The sequence below is a fragment of the Armatimonadota bacterium genome (assembly GCA_020354555.1).
Classification (GTDB): Bacteria; Armatimonadota; Hebobacteria.
This window is the reverse complement of the sequence record CP070648.1, coordinates 146,575-172,291: the sequence shown is the minus strand read 5'-3', so window position 1 is coordinate 172,291 and position 25,717 is coordinate 146,575. Positions and strand designations below refer to the sequence as shown.

Sequence of the window (25,717 nt, the reverse complement as noted above, 5' to 3'; positions counted from 1 at the left end):
CCCGATATCGCGATCAAGGCGCTGGAGAGCGGGGAATTCGAGACGGTGCAGGTGCCGTTCAACGTCGTGAAGCCGGAGGCTGCGGAGAAGCTGTTCCCGTTCTGCCTGGAGCGCGGCATCGGCGTCATCTGCATGAAGCCGATCGCGGGCGGCGCGCTGGCCACGCCGCACGAGGTGCAGCAGTGGCTGGAGGGCAAGGATCTGCCGACGGCGACGGCGGCGCTGCGGTTCGTGCTGTCGCACGAAGCGGTGTCGGTGGCGATCCCGGGGATGGACTCGACGCTGGAGGTGGACGAGAACGCTGCGGTGGCAGCGGGTGAGGAGATCGAGGCGCTCGGTAATTCTGAGATCGAGAAGATCCGCGAGCGGCTGGCGATTCTGGGCGAGCAATTCTGCCACAATTGCGGGTACTGCGACGCGGTGTGCTCGGCGGAGATGCCGCTGTCCGAGATCTTCAGGCTGGAGCGATACTACAAGCTGTACGCGCTGCGCGATCTGGCGAAGGAGCGGTTCGAGGCGCTGCACCGCTCGGCGGATGAGTGCCTGGACTGCGGCAAGTGCAAGGAGAAGTGCCCGTACGGTCTGCCCGTCCCGGAGCGACTGAAGGAGGCGGCGGACCTGCTGTCAAAATGACGTCGTAGCTTCTACCGTTGCCGGGGGGATGGAAATGAGCACCGGCTCGGAAGAGCCCCGCACCGGACCGCCGGACTGGCTGAAGCGTCTGGCCGCTCTTTCTGGATTGCCGCGGACGACTCAGAGCATCTTCTTATTCGTATCGCAGCTCAGCCCGTCGAGAGGCGAAGGCCCGGCTCTGCTGCCGACGCGCGATACCGTCCGCGTCACCGGCCGGATCGTCAGCGTTGCCGGGATAGCTGTTGCGGGGCTGTGGCTCTACTGCGCGATAGTCGCGCCGTTCAATCTGGTGAGTTCATCCGACGCGGTAGGCGATCGGCTGCCGGACGGCCTTATCCACGCCTGTCTGCTCATCGCGCTGTGGGCCGGGGTCGCCTTGGCGTTGGTGGCCGCTGTCGCGGGCGCCGATTTCGCCCGCGGACGGGAGCCGGGGCGTCGTATGCTGGTCGGGGTGCTGTGGGCGGGGATCGCGTGGCTCCTGGGCGTCGCGGTGGTCTGGCTCCCGCTGACGCTGGGAATGGCGGGAGCGGCTCTTCGATCAGAGCTCGGCGCGCCTGCCGTCGCGTTCGCCGTCGTGGCGGCGCTGCTCGCGCCCTTCGGGTTTCTCCTTTTCCTCTCGCTTGCAGCCGCACTATACTGCGGGATCCATTGGCTCAACAGCGCGCCCGTGCGTGAGGTGTGCGGCGACGCAAGGAACCAAGCGCAGGCAAGTTCGTCCGACCACAGCCGGTGAGCAGGCCCGCGCTTGACACCCCCGGGTCTGCTTGCTAATATCCGCGCGTGCCACCCCGCCAGTCATTCGCCGCGTTTGGGCAAGAGCTGTACCCCGACGAAGCGGCGCACGCGCTGCGCCTCGCGCTCGACGTGGAACGACGCGCCGACCTGCGCGCGCAGCTCATTGCCGCGCTGCCGCAGACATCGGAGAAGACCCGCGGGCGCATCGCCGACAAGCTCATCCAACGCCTGATCCCGGTGACGAAAGGCCAGGTCGTCGTTTCCCCCTTCGTGCGCCTCGCCGCCAGCATAACCGACACGCAAGCGCGGACGGAACTGATCTACTATCGCACCGCGCAGACCGACAGCATCATCGCTGCCATCGCCGCCGAGATCTTCTATCCCTACTTCGTTCAAGGACGCGCGCCCAAGGGATTCACCGCCGGTCAGTTTCGCCTCGCCAATACGGGCGCACTGTTCGATTACGACAACGTCCTGACGCGCTCGTTCATCTCGGCCTATGCGCGCAAGACGTGGGGCTTCCGCAGCGAGCCGACCGTGACGCGCGCGCTGCGCATCCTGCGCGAGGCGGGGTTGATTGAGGCCCTGCCCAGCGCGCCCGGCAGCCCGGGCCAGCCGGCATTCGCTGTCAGACCGCACACGATGCGCCTGCCGACGTTCGTCTTCTGCCTGTACGAGGAGTTCGCCGCTCGGCGCTCGCCGGGCCTCGCACTCGACCAGATGCAGAACGCTCAGTTCGCCCGGATGTTCATCGTGCGCCCGGTTGACGTGACGGCGATGGCGGAGGATGCCCGGCGGCGCAAGCTGCTGCTGCGCACCGGCGGCGCCGCGCCGCGGTTCACGCCGGCGACCGATCTCGACGGGCTGGTGGAGATGCTGCTGAAGCCGCGGCGATAACCCGCGCGGGCGAGCGCCGCATTGTGCGGCGGGATGACAGGTGAGCGCGGCGGGAAGGCGAACACCTCGTTCAGGAATCGCGAGGAGGAACGCACTCTCATGAGCCCTGGCTTCAAGATGCAGCGCACCGCCATCAGCCTGGAACCCGACGACATCATGCGCCTGGCAGGCATCATCACCGACCAGGACAGAGACGAGGCCCTCGCGTTCGTGCAGCAGGTCATCGCCTCCAAGGTGGGCTGCGCCCAGGCGCCGAGCCACCAGACTGCGTTCGAAGGTGACACCGGGCGGGCGGCGGCGCACTACACGCAGAAGGGCGAAGGCGCGCACGTCCGGCGCGAGGAGAAGTAGGCGCGGTGTGGGCGACATCCGGCCGGGAGCGCCCACCCCCGCGCAGGGCTACTGCTGCACGCGCCCGGTGACGACGATCTCGGCACCGCTCGCGGGGTTCGACGGCGACCAGTAGTAAGGAAAGCTGAGCCGCACCTCGCGTCCGTCCTCGGTGTAGTGGTGCAGCGCCAACCCGAAGCGAAAGATGAACCCCTCAGGGATGACTATGGGGACGTCAACGCGCCCCTCGAAGGTGTAGCCGGCGACGGGGCGCCGGGTGTCTTCATCGGCGGCTTCGGAAGCAGCGTACACGCGGCCGATCACCATCGTTGCCGGCCGCGTTTTGCCTCGATTGAGGTCGGTCACGGTCTGGCGGCCGGGCATGAGGGTGACGACGTAGGAGTAGGTGGCCGCCGTCAGCTCGAGCCAGTCGGCGCCAACGTAGGACGTGACGGTGGACGCTTCCACCGATGGATCGTCGAGCCGGCCGGCGAAGTAGAGGGCGCCGGCGTCCCACATGAGGTAGGCGGCGGCCTCGATCTCGGAATCGATCTTCTCGTACGCCGAGGGGCGAAGCTCCATCGCCATCGCCGGCTGCCAGTCCCGCAGATCGCCGTCCACAGTGACGCCGCCGATGCCGGCGCGCCGCAGCTCGTAGCGTTTCACAACTTCGAACAGGGTCGGCTTCAGGCGCGCCAGAGACGCCTGCATGTAGAAGCGATCGTTTGTCTTCTCGACGGAGCTGACTAGGGGAGCATCGGCCTCGCCGCGAGCGCCAACGAGCCCGGGCAGGCCATCGGTCGGGCTCGTCGTGGTCTCCGCGTAGCGCGGCCAGCCGTAACCGACGACGAACGCCGCCTTGGCCAGGCTCTCGATGCGGCGCTGATAGGCGGCCGCTAATCCTTCGGCGGATGAGGCGCCGGGCGCGCCCGTGTCCCGCTCCCGGCCTTTCACGTGCAGCGGGGTGACCAGCAGCGGCAACTCGGAATCGTTGTGCATCTGGGTCAGCACGTCCGCGTCGAGTTCCGGCGTGCCGGTGATGGACACCACGTCCACGTGACCGCGCATCGCCGCCAACACATCCGCGCCGGGCGGTTTGGCGAAGCGGCAGCCGAGCACGAGGTGATTGGGGTCGTGCGCCCTGATGGCGGAGCCCGCGACGTCGAAATACCGCCCGGCGATGAACGCCAACAAGCGCGCGCGGTCGCGACTGACCGCGTAGCCCTGGAATCTCGGCCCCGGCTGCAACTCGCGCACCTGTGACAGCTCGTCCAGCGAGCCGAGCGACAGGTCCCACGCGGTGTTGAAGCGCTCGACATTATCGTCGTGGAGTCGCCGCAGCTCGGAGACCAACGCCTGCCTCCCCGGCGATTCGGCAGGCATCGCGAAGAAGACATCCACCAAGTTCCCCGGACCGTGATCGCGCCAGTCCAGCCCGTCGTCTGTGAAGTAGCCGAGCAGCCAGGGGCTGTCGGCATGGAGCGAGCAGACGTTGGCCGCGATCTCGTTGGCGATGCGTTCGAAGCGCGGGTCGAAGACGTCGGGAAAGCGCGCGCCGGGTGGAGCAGCGCCCGCGTCTATGGTCGGTTGGCTGAGATTCAGGAGCACCGTGCAGGCGATACCGCCCTCGCGAACGGCATCCGGGCAGTCCGGCCCGACGGTGTTGAAGCCCCACTTGCGAAGGCGCGCGCCGACCTCGCCGGGTTGCTCGCCGGGCAGCGAGTTGACGATGTCCACGCCCTGGGACAGGAACACGTTGCCCTCCGGGGTCGTGAACCACCAGCGGTCGCGGATCTTCTCGAGCCCGAAGAATCCGGTCTTCGCGCCCCACACCTCCGGCCAACCGCCGTACTCGTCGAGCGCGGGCGCGGCAAATGCTCCGGCGCCCGATGCGAGCGCCAGGATCGCGACGACCACGCGCAGATGCCAGGTCTTCATGTCCGGCTACGCTTACGCTTTCCGCTTTCTTGTTCCACAACGGTCGTCAAGCTCACCTTGGCGCAGAGGCCGGATCCGGGCTTGACGGGCCGCGGCGGGCAGGCGTCGCAGGCGGGACGGCTCTCGAAGCGCGGCTGCGGTACGGCAAGTCTGCAAGCGATGGGCCTACTGTCTCATTTCGAAATCGGCGACGATGCCGACGTGATCGGAGGGGAACAGGCCGTCCGTCGGCTCGGCGCACGCGAGGCGCACGTCGAGCAGGCGGCCGAATCTCTCTCCGCCGAAGTTGCATGCGATGTAGTCTATGCGGTGCGTCGGCCTATCGCTGCGGTGAGTGAAGCCGGGCTGGTCGGGGTGCATCGCGGCCCACGCGTCGGTGAGCAATGCTTGTCCCGCATCCGTCGGTGCGAACAACGTCTGCACGCCGGAGCCGTCGGGCAGCGAGTTGAGGTCGCCGACGAGCACCACCGGCGCCGTGCCCGCGAAGCGCGCGATCAACGCGCGCACCTCTGCCGCGTTGCGCCCCCGTGCCTGCTCGCTGAGCGACCAATGGGTGTTGAAGAAATGCAGCGGGCCGACGGGAGTCGCCGCCTCGCCGTGAAGCAGGATGCGCTGGTGATTGTCGCGCTCGTCGCCGGGATCGCGTGTCAGCTCGACGGCATCCCAGGCGGCGATCGGCCAGCGGCTGAGGATGGCGAGCCCTTCCTCATGCAGCGGCGCTCGCTCGAACGTCATCGCGGGGCGGTACACGCAGTGGTACTCCTCGCGCAGCAGCGCGGTGATCTGATGCGCCTGATCGTCGGGGGCACGGTTGTCGTCCCTTCGGATTTCCTGGAACCCGACGATGTCCGGCGCGATGTCGTTGACGCAGGCGGCGATGAGGTCGCGGCGCGCCTGCCACGGGTCGTTGTAGTTCCAGATGTTGAGGGTCATGACGCGCACGCGGGCGACCGACCGTTGGGAGGCGGAGAACGCGAGGCAGGGGAGCACATTCCGTCCTTGTCTGTTGATGCCGCAGTACTCGGTAATGTATTCGCGCCGACGAAAGCTGCTTCCTGCCGGCCGGCGCGGAGGGAAGGTCGGACGTTTCGGCGAACAACACCCCCAGGCAGGACAACACATCGTAGGGTGCCGGCTGCCACGGAAGCAGCCGGAACTCTCCCGTGATCTCGCTTTGCGGGATTCCGGAGTGCGGCGAGGCCCCACCATGGTTCATGAGCGCGATTCCCGGTTCTCCCGGCCCTCCGGATAGTACCCGGACCCCATCAGGAGGTTTCATTTCGTTGGCTGACAAACTTGCGGTTCACGGCGGCGAGGCGGTAGTCGCGCAGGGCGCGGTGCGCCCGTGGCCCCACATCACCGAGGAGGATCGCGCGGCGGTCCTCGAGGTTATGCGCGACGGCGACATCGGAGTGCAACGCGAGGCGCAGTTCAAGGCCTTTGCCGAGGAATGGGCGCAGTACATGGGCGTGCGGTTCGCCATTCCGTGCAACAGCGGCACGGCCGCGCTGCATATGGGCGTGGCGGGCGTGGGCATCGAGCCCGGCGACGAAGTGATCTGCCCCGCGTTCACGTACTGGGCGTCGGCGGCGGCGGTGCTCCATCACAACGGAATCCCGGTGTTCGTGGACGTCGAGCCGCGCGCGTGGACGATGGATCCCGCGCAGATCGAGGCGCGCATCACGGAACGGACGCGCGCGATCATGCCGGTGCACATCCACGGCATGCCGGCGGACATGGACCCCATCGTGTCCATAGCGCGCAAGCACAATCTCTTCGTCATCGAGGACGTCGCCCAGGCGCACGGCGCCCGCTACAAGGGGCATCTGTGCGGCGCCATCGGCGACTGCGCGGGGTACAGTCTCCAGGCCAGCAAGCTGCTCACCACCGGCAGCCACGGCGGAGTCTTCACCACCGACGACGAGATGATCCACAAGCGGGCGGCGCTGCTCGAATACCTCGGCGAGCTGGTCATCCCCGGCCGCGAGGGCCGCGAGCAAGAATACAACGCGTACGGCATGGGCTGGATGTACCGCGGGGATACGTTCGGCCAGGCCTTCGCCCGCAGCCAACTGCGCCGCCTGGATGAGAACAACGCCCGCCGCATCGAGAACTGCAGCCTGCTCACCGAGCTTCTGCGCGGCGTGCCCGGAGTTGACACGCCGTACGTCCCCGACGGCCGCACCTGCGTCTACTACACGTACGTCCTGAACATCTCCCCCGAGTCGTTGGGGCTCGATGTCGAGCCGCCCGTGTTTCGCCAGAAGGTCGAGCGGGCGCTGCAGGCCGAAGGCGTGCCCGTCGGCCGCTGGCAGCGCATGGCGGTGCCAGCGCAAGAGATCTTCCAGCAGCGCGTCGGCTACGGCAAAGGCTGCCCCTGGCACTGCCCCCACGCCGGACCCGTCGAGTACAACGTCGCCGACTACCCGGTAACCAACGCCTTCGTCGCGACCAACCTGTATGTCAACGGGATTTGGCCGCCCAACGGCCCCGATCTGATGCGCGCGTTTGCGGACGCGATCATTAGGGTGATGTCGCAGCCCGACGCGGTGCTCGCGGTTGACGTCCAGCCGGAATGAAAGCCCGATGCGTCCCGCAACGGAGCGGCAGGCGGCCTTGGGCGGCGTCGCGGGAGATCACAGCCGGGGCGGTCGGAGTGTGAGAGGATCAACCGAGGAGGATCAATGACCCGCTGGAGTGCCGCGCTCGTGATCGCCGTGCTTGCCGCCGCATCCGCGGCGGGCGATCCCGCGCGCGAGGAGTACGACGCGGCGCGAGGCAAGTACGCGGCGCTGGTGCGGGAAGTCGCGCGCGCGGGCTGGCAAGATCTGGCGGCGGAGTTCCTGGCAGTCGCCCGCGACCACCCCGCGAGCGACGTCGCCGACGACGCCCTGCTCGACGCCGCATACATCTATCACTACTACGTGCGAGGCGCGGTCACGCCGGTTCGCGAGCTGGAGCGCCCACCTGCCGGTCCCCCGCTGCGCAACGGCGGATTCGAGGACAGTTACGGCGACAGCTACGGCGAAGGCGCGAACGACGCCCGTGCGGCGGCGCTGCTCAGCGACCTCGTCGAGCGTTACCCCGAAGGCGACCGCGCTGACGAAGCTCTGTACTGGCTGGGCAAGGTATACGAACAGCATCTGCGCCAACCGGAGAACGCGGAGGCAGCATTGGAGCGGCTGCGCGATCGCTTCCCGCGCAGCCCCTGGGCCGCGCTCGCCGAGGAAGAGGCACGGCATGGCGTGTCCCCGCGACCGAGCCCGCTTCACTGGTCATTCAACATCGCGGGCGGAGCGCAGGTACAGGCGCACGTCACCGCGGATCAGGCGCATTCCGAAACAGCCAGCCTGCTCGTCGTCAACCGCAGCCCCCTGGCGCCGAACGTGTACGGCCGCGTGTGGCAAGCGGCGAAAGTCGAGCCGGGGACGGAGTATCGCCTGAGCTGCTGGGTCAAAGGCGAGAACGTCGGCACCGCGGGTCACTGGACTGATTGGAAGAGCTATCAACTCGACGTTCCTGCGGGAACCTATGACTGGCAGCGCATCGAGACCAAGTTCACTACGCCCGCGAAGGCGGAGTCCATCGTCATCGGGCTGAATGTCGTCAACGTGACAGACGCGCTGTGGGTGGACGACGTGGCGCTCGAGGAGGTAAGCCAGTGATGAAACGGATCACATGCGCCGCGGCCGTCGTGATGCTTGTCGCATCGCTGACGGCTGCCGCGGCCGAGCCTGAATACGCGTGTCCCCAGCTGCGGCAGGCGCCGACGATTGACGGCAACTCTGATGAATGGCCCGACTTGCAGTCCATCGCTCTTGACCGCGCCGACCAGTTTCATGCCATCGTCCCCGGCGCGTGGTCGGGTCCGCAGGACTTGAACGCGCGGTTGTCACTCGCGTGGGACCGGCAGGGGCTCTATGTGGCCGCGACGGTCGCGGATGACCGGTTCGCGCAGCCCGAGAAGACGTGGCGCACCTGGCTCGGCGACAGCCTTCAGATCGCCTTCGACCCGCTGATGCAGCCGGGTGGTATGGGATACCGCGAGGATGACCAGGAGTTCACCATCGCCCTGGTTGACGGCGAGCCGCAGGTGTGGCTCCAGCATCCGCGGCGCGGCGAGAGCGAGGGCGTTGCGCGGGGCGCGGAAGCCGCGATAGAAGTGCGCCCCGTCGACCGGGGGTGCATCTGCACCTACGAAGTGTTCCTGCCGTGGTCGGCGCTGGCGCCGCTGGCGCCGGTGATCCAGGATGCGTGCCGCTTCTCAGTCCTGGTCAATGACAACGACGGCGAGGGACGGGAGGGCTGGCTGGAGTGGACGCCGGGAATCGGATTGGCGCCGAAGAATCCTCAGGCCTTCGGCAGGCTTGCCTTCGCGACCGCGCCGGAAGCATTCGAGGCGTACGTCCGCGTGCCCGAGCCGGTATACAATGCCGGCGATGAGGTCGGCATCGAGGTCGGCCTCGCGAGTCCCGAGGGTCGAGCCGCCAAAGTGACCGTGATCCTGCGCGGGGATGACGGCCGCACGCTGTGGAGCGAGTCGCGGACGTCGCAGCTCAAGCGCGGGGCCAACCGAGTGGATTTCGCGTGGGCGACTTCGCCGGACCTGGCCAAGGGGCGTTATTCCGTGGCGGTCGCGGCGTCGAACAGTCTGCCGGCGGCGACCGCGGAGGCGAGTTTCACCATGCTCAGCTCAGCGGCGATTCTGCGCAAGGTCGAGGAACTTGCGGCATTGCACGAGGACCTCTCGGATCTCATACGCCGGGGCGCGGAGAAAGGCCAGCGCTTGGCGTACCCGCGCGCGACGAATGAGGTCGTGCGACGGTTCATCGGCTACCTCAGGGCCGATATTGAGGAAGGCCGGCTAGAAGTGAGCGAGTGGAACGCTGACTATCTCCTCGATTCGTGCCGGCGCGCGATTGACGAAGCGCGCCAGTGCCTCGACGATCCGAGCCGCGAGCTGACCGTGCCCGAATACGATATGACGAAGCTCGAAGTGCGCGACGGCTCGTTCTACAGCGGCGACCATCCGGTGTTCCTGTTCGGCTCGCTGTGTTGGAGCGCGATTGCGAACGACATCCCGAACCTGGGGGAGATGGGCTTCAACTTTGTCGAGCAGGAGATGGGGCCGAACTCGGTGGTGATGGGGCCGGATGAGTTGTCGTGGGATCGGATTCGCGAGTTCGAAGCAATCCTCGATCGCGCCGCGGAACACAACGTCGCGATAGACTTTCTCCTCTCGACGCACTACTTCCCGGGGTGGGTGTACGACGCATTCCCCGGCACGAGCCTCGAGCGGCAGGGCGGCGAGGGCGGCTTCATCCACCAGTGCCTGGAGCATCCGGTGTCGCGCAAGGTCGCGGAGGAGTGGCTGCGCGCATTCATCCCGCGCATCAAGGACCGGCCTGCGCTGCACAGCTACATCCTCGCCAACGAGCCGCTATATGTCTGCTACTGCGATCACTGCGCGGTGTGGTTCCGCGACTGGGTGCGGTCGCGCTACGACTCGCTCGACGCGCTCAACGAGGCGTGGGGCACGGCGCTCTCGTCGTGGGGTGAGATCACGCCGCCGCGCAAGGCTGATGCGGCGAGCCGCGCGGTGTGGTACGACTGGTGCCGCTTCAACCAGCGGCGTTTCAGCGACTACTTCGTGTGGATGAAGAAGATCATCCGCGAGATGGACGCGGAGCATCCGATACATATCAAGGTGATGAACTGGACGATCTTCGACGAGGGCGGGTTCCGGCTCGGCATTGACCGCGAGGATTTGCAGCTGCGCGCCGAGGAGGGCATCAGCGGCTGCGACATGGCGATGACGCCGAGCACGGGCGACCTGGGTCTCAGCTTCGGCCCGGGGGCGATGGGCTATGACTTCATGCGGTCGGTGTGCCCCGACCGGCCGGTGGTGGATTCGGAATGGCACATCATCTACAACGACCCCCGGCGCTATCCGGCGCCGGCGGGGCGGGCGTCGCTGTGGATGAGCTGCCTGCACGGGATGAACGGGGCCAACGTGTGGGTGTGGGGGCGCGGGCAGGAGGCGTTTGACGACGGCGCGATTCTGTATCATGCCGGACTGCTGGAGGCGCTCGCGAGAACGACGCTCGACCTGCGGCGGCTGATGCCGGAGGTGACGAAGCTCCAGCGGGCGCGCGCGCCGATCGCACTCTACATGACGCAGGCCTCGCGCTCGGGCACGCGCCAGGAGCAAGAGCTGTACGCCGCGTACACGGGCGCGCTGTTCCTCGGACGTCCGGTCAACCTGATTACCGACCGGCAACTGGCGCACGGCGTCGCCGCGCAATACGACGTAATCGTCGTTGCGGGATCGAAGTACGCCCCCGACGAGAGCCACCGCGCGCTGGAGCAGTACGTGCGCGGCGGCGGGACGTTGGTCATCACGGAGGGGGCGCTTGCCTTCGATGAGATGGGGCGCGAGCGGACCGACGCGCCACTGGTCGGCGGGCGAACGGGAGGCGTGCGACTGGGCGCGGGGCGAGTGGTACGCGTACCGACGGACATGACGGGGCGCGAGTGGTTCGACAAGCTCGGCAAGGTGGTCGCGAGGGTCATCGAGCCGCAGGGCTTGACCGTGCACGGCGTGGGCGGCGGGCCGGCATGGGGCGTCGAGACCCGGACGGTTGGCGACGGCGGCTGCTATCTCGTCTATGCGCTCAACCTCAACCCGCAGCCGACTTCGATCCGGCTGCGCGCGCGCGGCGGGCGGATCGCCGCGGTGACCGACCTTGTTGCGATGCAGCCGGCGCGCGCGACGGTGCACCTGGAACCCTATGAGGTGGCGCTGGTCTCAGTCGAGACGAGCGACCGGTGAGACGATATGGGAGAAACCCGCAAGCCGGATCCGGACTATCGCAGGTTGCTCACGGCGCTGCGCCGCGAGGGAGAGCCGGATCGCGTCCCGCTGGTCGAGCTGCATGTGGACGATCCGATCAAAGCGCTGTTCCTCGGGCGCGGGCCGGATGATGATCATCTGAAGTGGGTCATAGACTTCTGGTATCAGGCGGGATATGACTACGTCGAGGTGTGCCCCGGCTTCGGTCTGCCGAGAGAGAGCCTGCCTGCGGCGGACACCGGCATCCACGCCGTCGGCGAACGCCACTGGGCGAAGGAGGAGGGCAACGTCCTGCAGACCATGGAGGACGTCGAGCGCTACCCGTGGCCGAAGCCGAATGAAGTGGACTACTCCGCCCTCGAACGCGCCGCGAAGATGCTGCCCGAGGGCATGAAGATCATCCCCAATACGTCGGGCGTGTTCGAGAACACCTCGTGGCCCATGGGACTGACGAGCTTCTGCATGGCGCTGCACGACAATCCCGAGGTCGTCGAGGAGATCTTCCGGCGCGTGGGCGAACTGCTGGTCAGCATCTTCGAGCATCTCGCGGACATGGATGAGGTGATCGCGCTGTGGCTCGGCGACGACCTCGGCAGCAACCAGGCGACGATGGTTTCGCCGGACCTGCTGCGCGCGTACGTCTTCCCGTGGCACAAGCGGCTCGCCGATATCGCGCACGAGCACGGGATGCCGTTCATGCTGCACTCCTGCGGCAACCTCAAGGCCATCGCAGAGGACCTGGTCGGGTACGTTGGCATTGATGCCTGGCATTCGCTCCCGCCCAACATCTACGATATGGTGGAGCTGAAACGCGAATACGGCGACCGCGTATGCCTGATCGGGAATGTGGACGTGGATTTGCTGGGCCGCGGGACTCCGGAGCGGGTGCGCGAGAACGTGCGGTACCTGCTGCGCGAGGTGGCGCCGGGCGGGGGGTACTGCCTCGGCTCCGCCAACAGCATTCCGACCTACGTGCCGATCGAGAACTACCGCGCGATGGTTGAGGAGGCGCGGGCGAAGGGGGCGTATCCGATCGCGCTCCAGCTGTAGGGGCGCAGCATACTGTGCCCGTGCTCACCGTCCGGCCCGACGCGCGTTCTTCGGAGAACGCGAACACAGGCGAGGGCGCCTGTGCTCCATGCTGACGAGCCAATGACTTTCAACTTCGAGCCGTACGTCGAGTTCTGCAGGCGGCGGGCGGCGATGTTCCGCCGGATCGCCATCGGCGTCGCGCTGTTCGGGTCAGCGCTGTTCTGGCTGAACTTCGGCGTTGATCTCGCGCGCGGCGAGCCGTTCATCCACACGTCGCGTGTTTCAAGCCTGGTGTGCGCCGTGTCGTTCGTCGGCGCGGCGGTTGCGCTCTACCTCGACCTGCGCGCGTCGCGGGCGGGTGAATCGTGACGTGACCGGACGACCACAGAGGGCCGCCCCTACAAGTGCGGCGCCAAAGCCAGCGGTCGGCATTCACACCCTGAGCACGCGCGCGATTTACGCGCACTGCGGCTTTGTGCTATACTCCTCGCGGGGTGTGGAGGTGTCACCTTGAGCTGGCGGGGCACATCAATCCTGGCCATAATTCTTATGGTCTCCGGCCTGCTCAGCGGATGCGGGGGCCCGCCTCGATCAGACGGCAAGATCGAGCTTCACCTGTTCACCTGGGTTCAGCCCGAAGAACTCGCGGTCAACCAGGAGCTGATCGCCGAGTTCGAGCGGCAGCACCCGAAGCTCGATGTGACGATCATCAACGAGCCCGGCCAGCGCGCGATGGACAAGCTGCAGACCAGCATCGCCGCGGGCAAGGCTCCGGACGTCATGTCCATCCACGGCGCGTACTTCCTCCCCCTCGCGGCCAAGGGCGCCTTGCTCGACCTGGAGCCGCTGATTGAAGGCGATGCGTCGTTCGACCTCGGTGATTTTTACGAGCAGATTCTCCCGATCTGCAAATACAAGGGGCGCCTCTACTCCCTCCCCCGCTACTCCTCGGTTTACGTTCTGTTCTACAACAAGGACCTGTTCGACGAAGCGGGGGTGGAGTATCCCGACGACTCCTGGACCTGGGATGACTACCTCGCGGCGGCGCGGAAGCTGACGCGGCACAGCAGCGATCCGACGCGGGCGCGCTACGGGTGCGTGATTGACTTCTGGGGGGCGCGAATCTACCCCTGGATATGGCAGAACGGCGGGCAGATACTCGATGAGACGCGGACGCGCTGCCTACTCGACCAGCCCGCGGCGACAGAAGCCCTCCGGTTCCTGGCTGACCTGGCGCACAAGCACAGAGTTGCGCCGCTGATCAGCCAGGAGGAGGCGCGCGAGACGCGGGAGCGGTTCAAGGCCGGGCGGGTGGCGATGTTCATGTCCGGGGCGTGGGACGTGCAGGTGCTGCGCAGATCGTCGGCCCTGCGTTGGGACGTCGCGCCCCTGCCGAAGAAGAGGCAGCGGGCGACGCTCGCGGGGACCGAGAATTACGCCATCTCCGCCGCCACCGCACATCCCAAGGAAGCGTGGGAGCTGTTCAAGTATCTCCTCGGACCGGAAAGCCAGGAGAAGATGGCGGCGGCGGTGGAGAAGCAGCCCTCGCGGAAATCGGTCGCCCAAGGGCCGTACCTGGCGGCGAAAGTGGACTACAATCGGCGCGTATTCGTTGACGCCTTGGGGTACGGTAAACTGGCGCCGAATGTGCCGGAATGGGATCGCATCGCGCACCTGATTCAGGATCGTCTCGACGAGATCTGGATCGGCGAAACATCGGTGGCACAGGGCATGGGGCAAGCAGCGAGGGAGGTGACCAAAGAGCTGGCGGCGGCGCAGCGATGAGAGCGCGCGGCGACGCGCGCTGCGGACGGGCGCCGCAGCGGTCGCACTGACATGATCAACTTCATGCCATATGCGACGGATCGGGTCCGCAAGCGCGTCCCGTACGCCACATATACGCTCATCGCGCTCAACATTCTGAGCTACCTCGGCCTGCACATCCTGAGCGGCCCCGAAAACGTGACGGCGGCGCAGATGCAGTTCGGCTTCGTGCCCTCCCAGGGCAACTGGTATTCCCTCATCACCTCAATGTTCGTCCATCTCAACGTGTGGCACGTGTTCACCAACCTGCTCTTCCTATGGGTGTTCGGCGCGCTCATCGAGGATGCGCTGGGGGTCACGTTGTTCCTCACCCTGCTGTTCGGCAGCCAGGTCGGCGCGCAACTGGTGCACGCGGGGGTGGCGACGGGCTTCGGCAGCGCCAATGTGGCGAAGCCGGTGATCGGAGCGTCGGGGGCGGTCGCCGGGCTGCTCGGGCTGGCGGCGGTGCGCTTCTACCGGACGCGATTGCGCATCGCGTACTGGGTGGTGGTCAAGGCGGGAGTGATCGAGGTCGCGGCGTGGGTCTTCATCGCGCTGTGGGCGGGATACGAGATGTGCACGGGCATCCTATCCGTAGCCGCCGAGCGTGCCGGCGTGAGGGGCGCGGACCCCGTCGCGCACTGGGCACACCTCGGCGGGTTCGCCTTCGGCATCGTCGGCGCGCTCATGCTGCGCCTGCGCGCGGAGGGACAACGAGAGTACTTCCTGGAGGAACTGCGGCGCGACCCGCTCTCGGTGTCCGGGTACGACGTGATCGGCGAACTCCACCGTCTGGCGCAGGAAGACGCCGACGTGCCCGAGGTGCATCACGCGCTGGCCAAGCAGTACGTGCTGGAACGAAAGTACGAACTGGCGGGCCACTCGTACCTGCGGGCGGTTGACCGCTACCTCAACGCGGCAAACCGCACCGGCGCGGCGGAGGCGTACGAGGAGCTGACGGGCTGTTTCCCCGAGTGCCTGCTCAACCTGCGCAACCAATTCGGGGTCGCCCTGGCCCTGGAGCAGGAAGGGCGCTACGGCATGGCGGTGCACGTGTTCGATCAACTGGCCGAGGCATATCCGAAGAGCGAGGAGGCACAGACCTCGCTGATGCGCGCGGCGACGCTGTGCGTCGAGCAGCTTGCCGATATCCAGAGCGCGCTGGGCTACCTCGAGCGCCTCGCCGCCGATTACCCCGAGGGGCGGTGGCACGATTACGCCCGGCGGCAGAGCGAGAACCTCCGTCGCGCGTTGGGCAAATAGGGGGATGGAGTTCCTCGAGCTGCCCGGGACACGCTCGTGCCGACCGGAGTTGATCAACGTCCCGTGATGACGTGCCCCACGTCAGGAGGCCAGAAGGCGATTCGGCTCAGGGCGTCGAACAACCTGCCTGTGGCGGGGTTATGGCATCGGGCGACGCCGCGCCGTCCGGCATTGCATACGGCACGACCCCGCTGCGAGGGGAGTTTCGGCAGTTTCCGGCCGCCCGAAGGTGTGCGACTGAGCTGGTGACGGCGCCCGCGGTGCGCTTGCGGGCGCGGCGTGTTGTATCGTCTTCGACGTGCGGAGGAGACCGCGGCGCGGAGGCCGGCGCCCGGTGAGCGACGCCGGCGGCTCCCGAGTCCGCCGGCGGCGCCGGCCGGAGTCATTCATACTACGCTTGAAGACCGTGCCGGGCGGCGTTGCGCGCCGCTTCGGAGCGCGGTGGAACCGCGCCACGTGAGATGCGCGCGCGTATGAATAATGCGTGCTGGGATACGGGCGGCGCGCACGGGTAGGAGCACCGGTCCGGGCCCGCCGCCCGATGGCGAAGCAAGGAGTGTCAGGAAATGGCTAATCGAACTCCGCGGTGGAGCGCGTCCTGGCTATGGCTGATAGCCGCAGCTTTGGCCTTGGCGACGAACTCGCCCGGGCAAGCCAAGGAACTCACGTCACAGCAGAAGCGCGCCTATCACCGCCTGGCCTCTGAAGTGAACGTTGACAACCTGCGCCGGCACGTCGAGACGCTCGCCAGCTTCCCCAGCCGCGTCACCGGTTACCGCGGATGCAAGCAAGCTGAGGAGTACGTCTACGGTTACCTGAAGAGCCTGGGCGTCGAGGATTTGACCAAAGAGCCATTCGTCACCAGCGCCCCGGTGAATCGCGGCTCAAGCCTCGAACTCCTGGGAGAGAGCGGCGGGCAAATCACCATATACCCGCTGTGGCCGAACAGCGTGCGCACATCGCAGTTGCCGCCCGAGGGTCTCACCGGGCGGCTGGTGTGGGGCGGCACGGGAGAGCTGACTGAACTGAGCGGGCAGCCTCTCGAAGGGAGCATCGTCCTATTCGATTTCCGCTGCGGCAACCGCTGGCTCAACGGCCCGCGGCTGGGCGCCAAAGCAGTCATTTTCGTCGAGCCGGACGAGCCTTCCATTCGCGGCGAGTCGGAATCGAAGTATCTGTCGGTACCGATCAACATCCCGCGCTTCTGGCTCCCCCGCCGGGACGCGCTGCGAGTGCTGGCGCGTCTCGAATCCACGGCTGAGGTGCTCGGCCGTCTCAAGTGCGACATGGGGTGGCTGCTTCCCACCGACGAGACGGAAAAGGCGGGCATCCTGTATCGCGGCCACAACATCATCGGCACCATCGCCGGCACCGACTCAGAGCTGAAGAACGAAGTCGTCGTCATCAACGCCTACTACGACTCGATGTGCATCGTGCCCGAGATCGCGCCCGGGGCGGAGAGCAGTCTCGGCATCGCCAGCTTGCTGGAACTGGCCCGCATCTTCACCGAGCACCGGCCGAAGCGCACGATAAGGCTGCTCGCCACGGCCGGCCACTTCGAGGCGTTGACCGGGATCCGCGAGTACTTCGGGGCCCACCTGCACGATCTCGAGACGGGCGAGCACGCGCAGCGGCCGGCGAAATTCCTGGGCATCATACCGTACACGCACGACTACCGCATCAAGGACCGGATTCACCTGTTCTGCGCGCTCGATCTGTCGAGCCAGACCTCGCGCGTCGGCATGTTCTACAAGGGCTACTACTACAATTACCGCGAGGACCGACAGCGCGACTTCTCCGACATCGCCCGCGTCTATCGCGAGAACGGCGAGTTGATCGCCGACGAGCTGGGCTACGTGCGCGACGAAGCCTTCGCCGACGGCGTCAACCCCATCGCGGGCAAGCCGTGGCGCACCTTCATCCCTGGCAAAATCGCGCTGGAGAACGAGCCGTTCTCGCTCGGCGGCGGCATGGGCGTCGCCCTGGTGACGACCGACGACAGCCGCGCCAAGGTGGATACGCCGTGGGACCTGCCGGAGTACGTTGACTTCCGCAACCTGCACCGCCAGGTGACCTTCCTGGCGTGCAGCTTCAGCGAGATACTGAACGACCCGAAGATGCCGGTGGACGACAAGCCGGTGTTCTCGAAGATGACCCTCAACGGGGGCTTCGCCATCCTGCGCGGACGCGTCGTGACATTCAACCCCAAGAAGGGGCTGATCCCGAACCAGCCGCTGCCCGGATCGTTGGTCACCGTGCGGCCTGGGGACTGGTACGGCGTGGCGGTAGGGCGCATCATGAAGCAGACCTTCATGGGCGTGCGCGGGGACATGGCGCAGGTGGTGGACGAAGACGGATGGTTCACGTTCTACGGGGTGCCGACGATCAACGCGTACGGCGCGCGGCGGCCGGTGTACGTCGAGGCGTATCACACCGACGCGGGGACCGGCGACGTTGACTACGCGCCGGACCTCGGGGTGCAGGGGCACAAGGCGTTCTCGATTCAGCTCTACATGACGATGGGGCAGCGCGAGGCGACGGTGGTGACGTTCCCGTGTACGTCGATCGCGCTGTTCGACATCGTTGACCCGCAGAGCCTGAGAACGCTGCCGGACATGTACGTCTACGACGCGCGCACGGATGCGGAGCCGCGCTCGTTCGGGTATGCCATCTCGCGGCCGGAGTTCTGGGTGTCGCACGTGGAGGACGTCGCGCTCGTGTTCGCGGCGCAGACGCCGCAGTGGGAGCTCGAGGACAGCGTGGTGGAAGCGCCGCCGACGCGGGTGAAAGTGATGATGCAGATGGGGCCGGCGGCGCGGCGCTTCGTGTTGCTCAACGCGAGTCCCGAGAACCCGAAGGGCGTGGGGATCCTTGCCGACCGCAGCAGGCTGCTGGCGCGGACGCCGCTGCGGGTGGCGAAGGATATGTGGCAGCTCGACGAATCGCGCATCGCGGTGCTGCGGAAATTCCGCATCATTGATCAGGCGTTGGAGGGTTTGCATAAGCAGACGGACGAGTACATCCAGCGTGCCGAGGAGGCCTGGACGAGGCAGGATTACGCGGCGTTCGACGGCGCCGCCCGCGCGGCGTGGGGCTACGAAGCGAGCGCATATCCGCGCGTGCAGGCGACGCAGCACGACGTCGTGCGCGGGGTGCTGTTCTACCTTGTCCTGCTCATCCCATTCGCCTTCTTCCTCGAGCGCCTCGTGCTCGCCGCGCCCGACCTGCGATTCCAGATCACGTACACGGTGCTCATTTTCGCCGCCAGCTTCACGCTCTTCCGCTACATCCACCCGGCGTTCGATATTCTCGAGGTGACGCCGGTGGTGATGCTGCTCGCCTTCATCATGGCGACGCTCGCGACACTGGTCGTGGTGCTGCTGTTCGGGAAGTTCGAGGCGCAGTTGAAGGCGCTGCAGACCAAGATCGGCGGCGTGCACCGCGCCGATATCGGGCGCATGGGGGTGGCGATGGCCGCGTTCACGCTCGGCATGAGCAACATGCGCCGTCGCCGCGCACGGACCGTGCTGACGTGCATCACGCTGGTGCTGCTCACCTTCACCGTGCTCAGTTTCACCTCGGTGGTCACCGGCGTGCGCTACAACGACCGCCCATCGCCGGGCACCCCGCGTTACAACGGGCTGATGGTGCGCAACGCCGTATGGGAGCCCTTGGAGGAGTCGGCGTACCGCCTGCTCAACAACGAGTTCGGGGAGCAGCGCACTGTCGCCGCCCGCGCGTGGTTCGCGACCTCGCTGCGCGACGAGCAGTCGTTCATGCGCGTCACCAGCACCACCAGCGATAAGGAGTACAACGTGCGCGCCGCGGTGGGGCTGATGCCGGAGGAGGCAAAGGTGACGCAGCCCCAGGACGCGCTCGTCGCGGGGCGCTGGTTCAAGGAGGGACAGCGCTACGAGGCGATCGTGCCCACCGCGGTGGCCGAGATGCTGAACCTCAGCCCGGCCGACGTCGGCAAGGCGAAACTGCATTTCTCGGGTCTGGATCTCGACCTCGTCGGTATCATCGGCACGCGCAAGATGCGCAATGTCAAGGACCTCGACAACGAGCTGCTGACGCCGGTGGACTTCATCCAGATGATGAAGCTGCAGCGCGCCGGCCAGCAGCAAGGCGAGGCGGGATTCCAGGAGTACCTGCACCTGTCGCCCGACGACGTCATCTTCATCCCGTATTCGCTGGCGATCAACCTCGGCGCGCAGGTGCAGTCGGTCGCGATTGATTTCGTCACGCCCGAGGAAGTGAAACACGTCCTGCGCGACCTCATGCCGCGCCTGGGCTTCAACCTGTACGCGGGGATGGGCGACCGCATTCGGCGCTGGAGTTCCATGGGCTCGACCGCCATCACCGGCCTGCTCGACCTGTTCATCCCGATCCTCATCGCCGCGCTCATCGTGCTCAACACGATGCTCGGTTCCGTGTACGAGCGCGTGCGCGAGATCGGCATCTTCAGCAGCGTCGGCCTCGCGCCGAGCCACATCGCGACGCTGTTCCTCGCCGAAGCCTTCGTCTACGCCATCCTGGGCGCGATCCTCGGCTACGTCATCGGCCAGGGGACGGTCAAGATCATCATCGCGTACAACCTGCTGCCGGGGTTGTACCTCAACTACTCCTCGCTGTCCGCGGTGGCGTCCACCGCGATCGTCATCGGGGTCGTGCTGCTGTCCACGCTCTACCCGGCGCGCAAGGCGTCGGAGGTGGCGACGCCGGCGGTGGATCGGCGCTGGCACGTGCCGGAGCCGGTCGGCGACACCTGGGACATCGACATGCCGTTCGCGGTGACCGGCGAGCAGGCGGTGGCGCTCAACGCGTTCATGTCGGAGTGGTTCGCGGCCTACGAGGAGTACAGCATCGGCGACTTCGTGACCCAGGACGTGGTGACCGAGGAGCGCGCCAGCGAGCACGGCACCGAATATGTCATCCGCCTCATGACGTGGCTGGCGCCGTTCGACCTCGGGGTCAGCCAGCGCGCGGAGCTGCGCACCGTGCCGACGACGATGGAGGATGTGTTCGAGATCAAGCTGACGCTGCGGCGCGAGAGCGGCGACGTCAGTTCGTGGAAGCGCGTCAACCGGCGCTTCCTCAACACGCTGCGCAAGCAGTTCCTGATCTGGCGCACGCTGCGCGCGGAGGACCGCGAGCGCTACCTGACGGCGTCGGACGCGGCCGCCGCGAGTCAGCAGGCGTGAGCGTCCGCGGCCGCGGCGCAGGCCGGGGGAAGCAGCGGCGGGCGCGTCGGAGGAGCCGAGGAATCCCGGGGCGCGGCGCAGAAGGAGCGGGCGGGCGAGGCGGCGGGTGCGCGGAGAACACGCAGGGCTGAGTGCGCCGCGGGTGCGGCGGAGGTGAGCGATTGAGCGACAAGGATGACAAGGTAGAGCAGCCCGACGAGGCGCGCGGCGACGGCGCGTTCGGGATGTACTCCGAGCGGCTGCCGGAGTTGGAGCCGACGGAGTTCCACGAAGGGTTCACGCTGCGCACGATGCTCGGCGCGTTCTTCGTCGGGTTCATCATGATGCCGGGCGCCATCTACTTGGGCCTGATGGTCGGTCAGGAGTTGGGCCCGGCAGCGGAGTGGACGACGATCATCCTCTTCGCCGAGATCGCGCGGCGCTCGTTCACGCCCATGCGGCGACAGGAACTGTACCTGATCTACTACATGGCGGCCGCTCTGGCGGGCGGCGCCGGCGGTCTCGCCCTCGGCGGCGGGCCGTTCGCCGGTCTCATCTGGGCCCAATACGTACGCACCTCACCAGCCGCCGTCGGCTTCGGTATCGCCGATCAGATCCCGAACTGGTGGGCGCCTCCCGGAGCCTCGATGGCCATCGCCGGCCGCTCCTTCCTGCACCCGGACTGGACGATCCCGATCGTGCTCCTGCTGATCGGCCAAGTCCTGGGACGCATGCAGTGGATCGGTCTTGGCTACATCCTGTTCCGCTCGACCTCCGACGTCGAGCGCCTGCCTTTTCCATACGCCCCGGTAACGGCGCAGGGCGCAACCGCCCTCGCCGAGGTCACGCGCGACGAGGAATCGTGGCGGTGGCCGGTGTTCAGCGTGGGCGCGATGATCGGCTTGAGCTACGGGGTGTTATACGTGCTCGTGCCGACCATCACCGGCGCCCTGTTTGCCGAGCCGATCCAACTGATCAAGATCCCCTTCATTGACCTCACCCCCAACACGGAGGGCATCTTCCCGGCGGGCAAGATCGCCATCGGCACCGACCTCGGCGCCGTGTTGGTCGGCTTCATCCTCCCGCTGCCGATTGCGGTCGGGCAGTTCATCACAGCCATCTTCGCTAATTTCCTGTTTACGCCGACTCTGTATCACCTGAGCCCCGAGGCATTCCCGAGCTGGCGCCCGGGGATGAGCGTCATCCAGACGGACATCGCCACCGGCATTGACTTCTGGATGAGCGTCGGCATCGGCGTCGCGGTCAGCTTCGCTCTCATCGGCTTCGGCCAAGTCATCAGCAGCTACGTCCGCAAACGCACTGACGCCGAACGCCGCGCTGTCGCGCGTCGGTTCGTGCCGCCGCCGCCCGGCCGGGGCGACTTCCCCCTGTGGATTGCAGCGATCGCGTGGCTCATCTCGGCGGTGGGCATTATCGTCATGGCGAACGTGCTCGTGCCCCGATTCCCGCTGTGGATATTGATCGTCTTCGGGCTGGTGTGGAGTCCGATCAACTCCTACATCTCCGCCCGCCTTATCGGCCTCACCACCCGCGGCATCGGCATACCATACCTCGCTCAGGCGTCCTTCATCCTCAGTGGTTACAGGGGCGTTGACATCTGGTTCGCACCCATCCCGCTGTACGATCACGGGTGGGCGGCGCAGCGCTTCCGCGAGGTCGAACTCACCGGCACCAAGTTCACGAGTGTGATCAAGGCGGAAGCGTTCCTGCTCGTCCTGCTCATAGTGTGCAGCTTCCTGTTCTGGTCGTTCTTCTGGCGCCTCGGGCCGATCCCGTCGTCATCGTACCCGTACGCGCAGACCTTCTGGCCGCTCAACGCCACATGGACCTGCCTGTGGGCGACTGCAACCCGCGGCGGCGCCGAGGAGCAGTGGCTGCTCAAGGCGCTGAAGCCGAACCTGATGGGGATCGGCCTCGGCGGCAGCCTCGGCTTGTACGGCGTCCTCGCCCTCGCCCGCACGCCGATCATGTGGTTCTACGGGATGGCCAGCGGGTTCACGGGGCCGACGCACGGAGCCATCCCGATCTTCATCGGGGCGATGCTGGGCAGGTACTACTTCAGAAGGCGCTTCGGGCTGCACCGCTGGCGGTTGTATGCCCCGGTGCTGCTGGCGGGTTACGCGTGCGGGCAGGGCTTGATGGGGATGCTCGGCATCGCCATCGCGATTATCATGAAATCGGTCAGGGTGTTGCCGTATTAGCACCAAACCGGCGAGAGCCAAGCGCCAGCCCGATGCGGACGCACGTGACTTTGCGCTGTTCGGCTGGCAGGGCATAACCGCGCGGATTCCCGCCGACTGGACGCTGGGGGCGATCGGCGGCGATCACAAGTCGGGCTATGTGCGCCTGGAAGACGGGCACATGCCGCGACTCGAGGTCAAATGGTCGGACCAGAACGTTGACCTCGACCGGGCGCTGGAGAAATACCTGGCCCGGCTGCGCAAGCGCGGGCGGCGCCGCGGCGTGAGCGTGCACGCCAAGGCGCGCGTCGTGAGCAAGCGCAGCAAGCCGAAGAAGAAGCTGCGGGGCTTTACATGGAGCGGCCCCGAGGACGCCAGCGGCGTCATCTGGAAATGCGAGGAGTGCGGGCGCACGGTCATCGTGCAGGTGATCTCGCGTCCGGGCGAGGACAACGAAGCGCTGACGCGCAGCATCCTTGCATCGCTCGAGGACCACGAGCGGGACGGGCGCATTACGTGGGCGCTGTACGGCCTGGCGTTTGACGCGCCGCAGGAGTTCCGCCTCGAGCGTCAGCAGTTGATGGCCGGTTACCTGGAGCTGGCCTTCGCCGCGGGGAAGCGCAAGCTGCGGGTGCGCCGCTGGGGCATGGCGGACGTCGCCCTGGCGGAACGCGATTTGCAGCATTGGTACGAAGTGGAGGAGGTGCGCCGGCGCGACGTGGTGCTCGACTGCGAGGCGGCGGCGGTGAAGGGCCACGACGGGGTGAACGTATCCGGTCACCGGCGGCGGCTGTTTCACCGGGCGCGCCGAGCGGGAGAGCGGTTGATGCGGCTGCGCATCGCGTCGGATTTCGACGGGCGGGTGTGGCACTGCGCGGAGTCGAACCGCATCTACAGCGTGGAGTCCGTGCACCACGAGGACGCGCAGACCATGCTCGACGTGGTCGAGTCGGTCGTGTGCCACGAGTAGCGGTCACCGATGCGTTTAGGAAGGCGACAACCGAAGCTGAGCAAGGAGCGCGCGCTCGCCTCGTACCCCATGCGAAACCAGGCGGTCGAGTGGAGCAGCAGTGGGGAGGAGACGGTGATCGTCATGCGGCGGCGCGAGGACTGGGTGGGGCGGCTGCTGTCATTGTTCTTCGTTGTGCCGAAGGAGCGGAAGCTCCAGCTCGACCGGGTTGGTTCGTACGTGTGGCAGGGCTGCGACGGCCAGCACACCGTAGCGGAGCTGATCGAGCGACTGGCGGCCAAGTACAAGTTGAACCGCAAGGAAGCCGAGGTATCGCTGACCGCCTTCCTGCGACAGTTGGGCAAGCGTAAGCTGATCGCAATCGCCGTGCCGCAGCAGGATGCACGGGCGGCGAAGGAGAGGAAACTGAGAGATGTCGGGGCAGACAACAGTGCCTGAGGCCAAGACCATCGAGCGGCAGATCATTCTGCCCTGGGGCCGGTCGGTGGAGATGACGCTGAAATCCATCTTCGTGCGCCTGGGACGGTCGATCATCACCGCCTCGGGCATCTTCCTGGGCACTGCGTTCCTGGTGTCGGTGCTCACGCAGACGGCGATACTGCGCGGCCAGGCGGAATTGGACCCGAGCGTCAGCGCGCGCAACATCTGGCTGGTGACGATGTCCCTGCTGGTGGCCACGGTGGGCATCGTCAACTCGATGTTGATGGCGGTGACGGAACGCTACAAGGAAATCGGCACGATGAAGTGCCTGGGCGCGCTCGACCGTTACATCGTGCGCCTGTTCCTGTTGGAGTCAGGGATGCTGGGCGCGCTCGGAGCATTGGTCGGCGCGCTCGTCGGTTTCCTGGTTATGGGTGCGATCTACGCGGTTCGCTTCGGCACCAGCGCGTTCGCCAAAATGGGGCCGGCGATAACCCTGTTCGGCTACGGATTCCCCTTGTGGGCGGGAGTTGTCGGAGCCGTGCTGTTGGGCGGCATCTTGTCGGTGCTGGCCGCGATGTACCCCGCGTGGCGCGCGGCGAAGATGCCCCCGGCGGCGGCGCTGCGCGTGGAGATCTAACGCGCATTATCCATGCGCGCACGCACAGCCTAGGCCAGGAGTCGCGCCTGGCAGCTGAATTCGGCAGAGGTTGGAGGAAACGATGAGCACAGTCGCACCGAGCGTCAAGGAATACATCGTCCGCACCAAGGACCTGGCGAAAGAGTACACCATGGGCGGGACCGTGCTGCGCGCGCTGGACGGCGTGGCGGTGGACATCAAGCGCGGCGAGTACGTCTCGATCATGGGCCCGTCCGGCTCCGGGAAGTCCACGTTGTTCAACATGATCGGCGGCCTCGACAAGCCCAGTAACGGCACCGTATTCATTGACGAGGTGGACATGGCCCAGCTCGACGCCTTCGAGCTGGCGTGGCTGCGCTGCCGCAAGATCGGTTACATTTTCCAGACCTTCAACCTCATCCCCGTGATGACCGCGCTGGAGAACGTGACGCTGCCGATGATCTTCGCCGGGCTGTCCACCGACGACGCCCAGATCAAAGGGAGTAAGCTGCTCGATCGCGTCGGGCTCGGCGACCGCCTCAACCACAAGCCCTCGGAGCTGTCCGGCGGCCAGCAGCAGCGTGTCGCCATCGCCCGGGCGCTGGCCAATGATCCCGGCATTATCCTCGCCGACGAGCCCACCGGCAACCTCGATCTCAAGACCGGCAAGGAGATCATCCTGCTCCTCAAGCAGATGAACGACGAGCAGGGGGTGACCATTATCTCCGCGACCCACGACCTGAAGATGATTGACGTCTCCGACCGCGTGGTATGGATCCGCGACGGCAAGATCGAGCGCATCGAGAACCGCGAGGAGATCGACGTCCGCGTGGGCGAGAT

19 protein-coding genes are annotated in these 25,717 nt (G+C 66.6%); 17 read left to right on the top strand and 2 right to left on the bottom strand.

Annotated elements, in window-relative coordinates:
- The 4 genes from JSV65_00685 to JSV65_00670 all read left to right on the top strand — a co-directional run.
- Positions 1–633 (top strand): aldo/keto reductase (locus JSV65_00685; protein UCH34905.1); only part of this gene is annotated, 633 nt, incomplete at its 5' end.
- 34 nt (positions 634–667) lie between these two features.
- Positions 668–1,366, top strand: coding sequence for a hypothetical protein (locus tag JSV65_00680; protein ID UCH34904.1), 699 nt, complete (start codon positions 668–670; stop codon positions 1,364–1,366).
- 47 nt (positions 1,367–1,413) lie between these two features.
- The gene (locus tag JSV65_00675; protein UCH34903.1) at positions 1,414–2,265 is read left to right on the top strand and encodes a hypothetical protein; all 852 of its coding nucleotides are present in this window, start codon (positions 1,414–1,416) and stop codon (positions 2,263–2,265) included.
- A 99-nt stretch (positions 2,266–2,364) separates the two neighbouring features.
- Positions 2,365–2,616: a hypothetical protein gene (locus JSV65_00670; GenBank protein UCH34902.1), complete on the top strand. Its 252-nt coding sequence runs from the start codon at positions 2,365–2,367 to the stop codon at positions 2,614–2,616.
- Positions 2,617–2,664: 48 nt separating this feature from the next.
- Here JSV65_00670 and JSV65_00665 read toward each other — a convergent pair whose 3' ends face one another.
- Together JSV65_00665 and JSV65_00660 are read right to left on the bottom strand one after the other, a co-directional pair.
- Positions 2,665–4,533, bottom strand: a complete 1,869-nt coding sequence (locus JSV65_00665) for a hypothetical protein (GenBank protein UCH34901.1) — start codon at positions 4,531–4,533, stop codon at positions 2,665–2,667.
- A gap of 165 nt (positions 4,534–4,698) precedes the next feature.
- Complete coding sequence (locus JSV65_00660) at positions 4,699–5,523, bottom strand: endonuclease/exonuclease/phosphatase family protein (protein ID UCH34900.1); 825 nt, start codon at positions 5,521–5,523, stop codon at positions 4,699–4,701.
- Positions 5,524–5,816: 293 nt separating this feature from the next.
- Between JSV65_00660 and JSV65_00655 the strand changes: the two genes are divergently transcribed.
- From JSV65_00655 to JSV65_00595, 13 genes are all read left to right on the top strand, one after another.
- Complete coding sequence (locus JSV65_00655) at positions 5,817–7,112, top strand: DegT/DnrJ/EryC1/StrS family aminotransferase (GenBank protein UCH34899.1); 1,296 nt, start codon at positions 5,817–5,819, stop codon at positions 7,110–7,112.
- Between the two features lie 105 nt (positions 7,113–7,217).
- Positions 7,218–8,198: a tetratricopeptide repeat protein gene (locus JSV65_00650; protein ID UCH34898.1), complete on the top strand. Its 981-nt coding sequence runs from the start codon at positions 7,218–7,220 to the stop codon at positions 8,196–8,198.
- Positions 8,198–11,365, top strand: a complete 3,168-nt coding sequence (locus JSV65_00645; protein UCH34897.1) for a beta-galactosidase — start codon at positions 8,198–8,200, stop codon at positions 11,363–11,365. Before JSV65_00650 ends, JSV65_00645 begins: the two co-directional genes overlap by 1 nt.
- Positions 11,366–11,371: 6 nt before the next feature.
- Positions 11,372–12,436 carry a nucleoside 2-deoxyribosyltransferase gene (locus JSV65_00640; GenBank protein UCH34896.1) on the top strand — a complete coding sequence of 355 codons (1,065 nt, stop codon included), beginning with the start codon at positions 11,372–11,374 and terminating at the stop codon, positions 12,434–12,436.
- Between the two features lie 102 nt (positions 12,437–12,538).
- A complete protein-coding gene (locus tag JSV65_00635) occupies positions 12,539–12,787 on the top strand; it encodes a hypothetical protein (GenBank protein ID UCH34895.1) in 249 nt (82 codons plus the stop codon).
- 141 nt (positions 12,788–12,928) lie between these two features.
- Positions 12,929–14,203 (top strand): sugar ABC transporter substrate-binding protein, encoded by a 1,275-nt coding sequence (locus tag JSV65_00630; protein ID UCH34894.1) that lies wholly within the window; start codon positions 12,929–12,931, stop codon positions 14,201–14,203.
- Between the two features lie 63 nt (positions 14,204–14,266).
- A complete protein-coding gene (locus JSV65_00625; protein UCH34893.1) occupies positions 14,267–15,484 on the top strand; it encodes a rhomboid family intramembrane serine protease in 1,218 nt (405 codons plus the stop codon).
- 566 nt (positions 15,485–16,050) lie between these two features.
- A complete protein-coding gene (locus tag JSV65_00620; protein ID UCH34892.1) occupies positions 16,051–20,688 on the top strand; it encodes a M28 family peptidase in 4,638 nt (1,545 codons plus the stop codon).
- Between the two features lie 161 nt (positions 20,689–20,849).
- Positions 20,850–22,889: a hypothetical protein gene (locus JSV65_00615; protein ID UCH34891.1), complete on the top strand. Its 2,040-nt coding sequence runs from the start codon at positions 20,850–20,852 to the stop codon at positions 22,887–22,889.
- A 160-nt stretch (positions 22,890–23,049) separates the two neighbouring features.
- On the top strand, positions 23,050–23,838 hold the full coding sequence (locus JSV65_00610) for a hypothetical protein (protein ID UCH34890.1): 789 nt from the start codon (positions 23,050–23,052) through the stop codon (positions 23,836–23,838).
- Between the two features lie 9 nt (positions 23,839–23,847).
- Positions 23,848–24,276: a PqqD family protein gene (locus tag JSV65_00605; protein UCH34889.1), complete on the top strand. Its 429-nt coding sequence runs from the start codon at positions 23,848–23,850 to the stop codon at positions 24,274–24,276.
- Positions 24,251–24,898: an ABC transporter permease gene (locus tag JSV65_00600; GenBank protein ID UCH34888.1), complete on the top strand. Its 648-nt coding sequence runs from the start codon at positions 24,251–24,253 to the stop codon at positions 24,896–24,898. Before JSV65_00605 ends, JSV65_00600 begins: the two co-directional genes overlap by 26 nt.
- A gap of 82 nt (positions 24,899–24,980) precedes the next feature.
- The coding region (locus tag JSV65_00595; GenBank protein ID UCH34887.1) for an ABC transporter ATP-binding protein at positions 24,981–25,717 on the top strand (737 nt) is incomplete at its 3' end.

Coding starts and splice junctions, on each gene's coding strand:
- JSV65_00680 (UCH34904.1), top strand. CDS start 668: ATGAGCACCGGCTCGGAAGAGCCCCGCACCGGACCGCCGGACTGGCTG.
- JSV65_00670 (UCH34902.1), top strand. CDS start 2,365: ATGAGCCCTGGCTTCAAGATGCAGCGCACCGCCATCAGCCTGGAACCC.
- JSV65_00665 (UCH34901.1), bottom strand. CDS start 4,533: ATGAAGACCTGGCATCTGCGCGTGGTCGTCGCGATCCTGGCGCTCGCA.
- JSV65_00650 (UCH34898.1), top strand. CDS start 7,218: ATGACCCGCTGGAGTGCCGCGCTCGTGATCGCCGTGCTTGCCGCCGCA.
- JSV65_00645 (UCH34897.1), top strand. CDS start 8,198: ATGAAACGGATCACATGCGCCGCGGCCGTCGTGATGCTTGTCGCATCG.
- JSV65_00640 (UCH34896.1), top strand. CDS start 11,372: ATGGGAGAAACCCGCAAGCCGGATCCGGACTATCGCAGGTTGCTCACG.
- JSV65_00635 (UCH34895.1), top strand. CDS start 12,539: ATGACTTTCAACTTCGAGCCGTACGTCGAGTTCTGCAGGCGGCGGGCG.
- JSV65_00625 (UCH34893.1), top strand. CDS start 14,267: ATGCCATATGCGACGGATCGGGTCCGCAAGCGCGTCCCGTACGCCACA.
- JSV65_00620 (UCH34892.1), top strand. CDS start 16,051: ATGGCTAATCGAACTCCGCGGTGGAGCGCGTCCTGGCTATGGCTGATA.
- JSV65_00610 (UCH34890.1), top strand. CDS start 23,050: ATGCCGCGACTCGAGGTCAAATGGTCGGACCAGAACGTTGACCTCGAC.
- JSV65_00605 (UCH34889.1), top strand. CDS start 23,848: ATGCGTTTAGGAAGGCGACAACCGAAGCTGAGCAAGGAGCGCGCGCTC.
- JSV65_00600 (UCH34888.1), top strand. CDS start 24,251: ATGTCGGGGCAGACAACAGTGCCTGAGGCCAAGACCATCGAGCGGCAG.